The 3,488-nt window shown below is 69.4% G+C and carries 3 protein-coding genes; all 3 read left to right on the plus strand.

Features of this window, described 5'->3' with window-relative positions; all coding sequences use genetic code 11:
- Positions 1 to 1,056 precede the first annotated feature (1,056 nt).
- The 3 genes from AB0917_RS33845 to AB0917_RS33855 all read left to right on the plus strand — a co-directional run bounded on the left by AB0917_RS33845 (position 1,057) and on the right by AB0917_RS33855 (position 2,810).
- Positions 1,057 to 1,614, plus strand: a complete 558-nt coding sequence (locus AB0917_RS33845; RefSeq protein ID WP_366823541.1) for a hypothetical protein — start codon at positions 1,057 to 1,059, stop codon at positions 1,612 to 1,614.
- A complete protein-coding gene (locus tag AB0917_RS33850) occupies positions 1,611 to 2,090 on the plus strand; it encodes a MarR family transcriptional regulator (protein WP_366823542.1) in 480 nt (159 codons plus the stop codon). The genes AB0917_RS33845 and AB0917_RS33850 overlap by 4 nt, the downstream gene beginning before the upstream one ends.
- Before the next feature lie 267 nt (positions 2,091 to 2,357).
- Positions 2,358 to 2,810: a hypothetical protein gene (locus AB0917_RS33855; RefSeq protein ID WP_366823543.1), complete on the plus strand. Its 453-nt coding sequence runs from the start codon at positions 2,358 to 2,360 to the stop codon at positions 2,808 to 2,810.
- Positions 2,811 to 3,488 lie beyond the last annotated feature (678 nt).

The raw sequence follows: 3,488 nt of genomic DNA on the forward strand, positions 1-3,488 counted from the left end.
GAGCGGGTACCACATCGCTGCGCGATGTGCAAGCGGGGCGGTCGCTGCGCTCCCTTCGCCCACGCGATGCGTGGGCGGTCCCCTCCGCTGCGCTCCTGGGACCGGTGGGGCCGGCCGCTGCGCGCCCGGCTGGCCGCGCATCGCGCGGCCGTGCCACTGGGGTGTGGTAGTGCGGCTAGTGGGGTCTTCAGTACGGGAGTTGGGAGCGCGCGGAGCGCTCCTGGCGGGTCCGCTGCGCTCCCCCGCCTGACGGCCCTTCCGGCTGTGCCTCCAGAACCTTGGAGCCCTCGACGCGGGCCAGGCTGGCTACGAGGGTGAGGGTCGCTCGTTCGTGTCGAGTTCCAGTGTAGTGGATGCATCCGAGAGATGCACATGTAGCGTTGGCGGAACTTAGGGGCACCCCTCAACCAAGCAGTCAAGGTGAAGCTTTCGATGAAAAGTCCGCATCAGAATTTCGGCCCACCAACTCACGCGAGGAATTCCACACTGGTAATCTGCGGGCCTGAGCCACAGAACGGGACCTCGGATATCGGAAAGCCGGAATTCCGGCGTGCGGAGGTTCCGGAGCCGAACGGCCCCAAGGGCCGGGCGGCGGAACCGCCCACCGGTGCTGGCCACGCTTCCTGGCTTGAGAGCGTCACGGCTGGCACCACCCGAGACTCAGAGCCGTTGATGCTGTCCACCGGTCCGCGCGAGGGCGCGGTGCCGCACGCGAAGCGAGCGCAGCCACGGCAGCTTCCCGTCATCCGGTGGTTGTCGACTCGTTGCTGCCGTGCCTGCGAGCGAGGTGCCGACGGGCGTCATCGGCGGGGGCTGGTTGCGGTGGAATCCGGGCCGCTCTTAAAGATTACAGAAGGCGCAGCGCTGTGACCTGCGGAAACGCGGAAGTTGTATGCACCCTGGCTGCATACAACGTGCCGCTGGAGTCGGAGTTGTATGCACGTAGCTGCATCAAGGGTCGAGAGCAAGGGACACGCCGCCGGGTGCATGGTTCCGCGAATAACATGTCACTGCTGGTATGTTATGCGCCTCGATGATCTTCGTAAGGAGGGGCCAGTGGCCCAGTCCCAGAGGCGTAGCGCGCCGGTCGGCGCCAAGCCCGTGCGCCCGGTACCGGTGCCTCAGAAGGCCGACGACTTCTACGGTTTGGAGTCCGCGCGGGACCTGCTCAAGAGACTGGAGGCACTGGGGCGCAAGGGCGGCACCTTCTCCACGAAGGGCGACTCGAAGCCCTACGCCTTCTATGGGCGGATCCACCTCAGCGCGTCCCAGCGGCTCCAGGACGAGATGTGGAAGTTCAACTTCTCCTCCATGGCGAGGAACGTGCTGGACCACATGACGGTCCACCACGACGACGAGTCCCTGGTGAAGATGACCCAGCGCGGTCTGGCCGACAAGTTCGGCTGCTCGCAGTCGAAGGTCTCCCGGTCGATCGGCGAGCTCTCCCGGCAGAACTTCGCCTGGAAGGAGAGCAGGGGCCTGTACCGGCTGCACCCCCTCTACGCCTACCGTTGGGGGAGCGACAGGCAGCGGGCCCTGGTCAACAAGCTGGGTCCGAAGGTCCTGACGGCCCGCGAGATTGTCATCCCGAACGTGAGGAAGGCAGAGCGATGAGCGACAACCCCGTCCCCGGCTTCCGGAACCCGGACGCCTTCGAGGTCCTGCCGAACGCCCGGCTGAGCCCCACAGCGCGCGACGTCTTCGACGTCCTCCAGGCCCGGCAAGATGCCAGCGGCGTGGTCAGGATCCGGCAGACCGACGTCGCCAAGCGCCTCGACATCAGCCAGGCCGCGGTCTCCCGCGCGATCGGCCAGCTCAAGGACAAGGGCCTCCTCGATGGCCGGCACCGCCAGGGCAGCGTGCTCATCCACCCGCTCTTCGCCGCGTACGAGTCGCTCCCCCACATGCTCAACCACCTCAGCGACCCCGAGACCTTCGTGTGGCCGCTGAACTTCCCCACCGGCGACATCCGCCCCCCGCGGACGAGCGACGCGCGCACCGACACCGGCTTCGACCCCAACCCCGACCCCGACGGCGGCGAAGACGCCCCAGCCCCCGAGGCCCGGCCCGCCCTCCGGCTCGCCGGCTGACTTCCCGAGCTCGCCGGAGATGTATGCGCCCAGGCTGCATACATCTCCCCAGGCGCCGCACCCGACGGGTACGGCGCCTTCTTCATGCTCGCCAGCACCTGCCGTGTCACCTCTGCTTGACACCCGTGTCGCCCCTGCGCGACACGGCACATGAGCTGTGTCCCTCCAGGGGGACAGTCGCAGGTGGCACGGTGCGTACGGGCGTTCCCGCAGTGGAGCTCCGCGTGCCGCCCGACCGAGGGCCGGCCGTCGCGGTAGGAGTGGAGGGTGACGTACGACTTCCGCCTCCACTTCACCCAGGAGCTCGGCAACCGCTTCGGCCCGGCCACCGACAGCTGGCCCGCGACCGCAGAGCGGGTGACCCCGTTCCTCGCGATCGTCGTGGACGCCCTGGGCGTGGACGACGGCCTGCGATGGTTCGAGGCGGCCCGCCAGGCCCGCCAGCGGGTCCTCGAGGACGAGCGCGACGACAGCTACAGCTTCGGCTTCGCCCACTACCTCGACACGGCGACCGGGGCGCACGAGGACATCACCCTGCCCGTGGTGGCCGCCTTCGAGGCGCTGAAGGGCGCGTACGAGGTCGCCCGCCGCGAGCGCAGCGTGGACATCGACGTGTACTTCGAGTGCGCGGCGCAGGCGTGCTCACGTCTGGGCCAAGCGCGCCGCGACCGGCGGGAGCAGCTGGAGCGGGGTCGGGAGAGGCGAGTCGCTGCACAGTGAGGCCGGCCTTGCTATCCGTGCAGCACCCGTGTGCCGCCCGGGTCGGGCGAATGCTGCACCACGAGCCGGGCGGCCGGAGCAGCACCCGTTCTTGCACCCTCCGCTGCTCTTGCACCCTTCACCACCAGGAGCAGCAGTACGGGCTGCACGGGGAAGGGTGCAAGGCGCGCCGGCTGGTGCTGGAGATCGCCGCCGGGGCTTACCCGGGGGCCGCTGGAAGCCGTCCCAGCGGGGCTGCGGCCGGGCACCGTCTTGCACCCCATTAGAGGTAAGTAGTTGTAGTGCCTATGCGCGGGTTGAACTCTCCCCCCTGAGAGCGGAGCTCGCGGCCGGGAGATCGAGACCACCGGCACCAAGACGAGCTGCGACAAGGCGGCCGGGGGCCCAGAGGCACCCCGGGCCGGACGAAGCGCTGTACGCCGCTGTGAAGGAACAGGAGGCCCGTGATCGCCGCTCGGGAGTCGGGCGGCGCTCGAAGCGCCGCAGGAGGCCGTACAGCGCCGGGAAGGATCATGTGCGCCCGACGGGATGGGTGCAGTGGCCAGCTCTGCCCGGCCGTGCGATTACTGCGCACCAGAAGCGGCGGAGGGTCTGGTGCACCGCCCCCACCCCCCCCCCGGCCGCCGCCCGGGCCCGCCCGCCCCCCCCCCCCCACGACTCCGAATATGGCCTGGCCTC

The sequence above is a fragment of the Streptomyces sp. NPDC007346 genome (assembly GCF_040703535.1).
Lineage (GTDB): Bacteria > Actinomycetota > Actinomycetes > Streptomycetales > Streptomycetaceae > Streptomyces.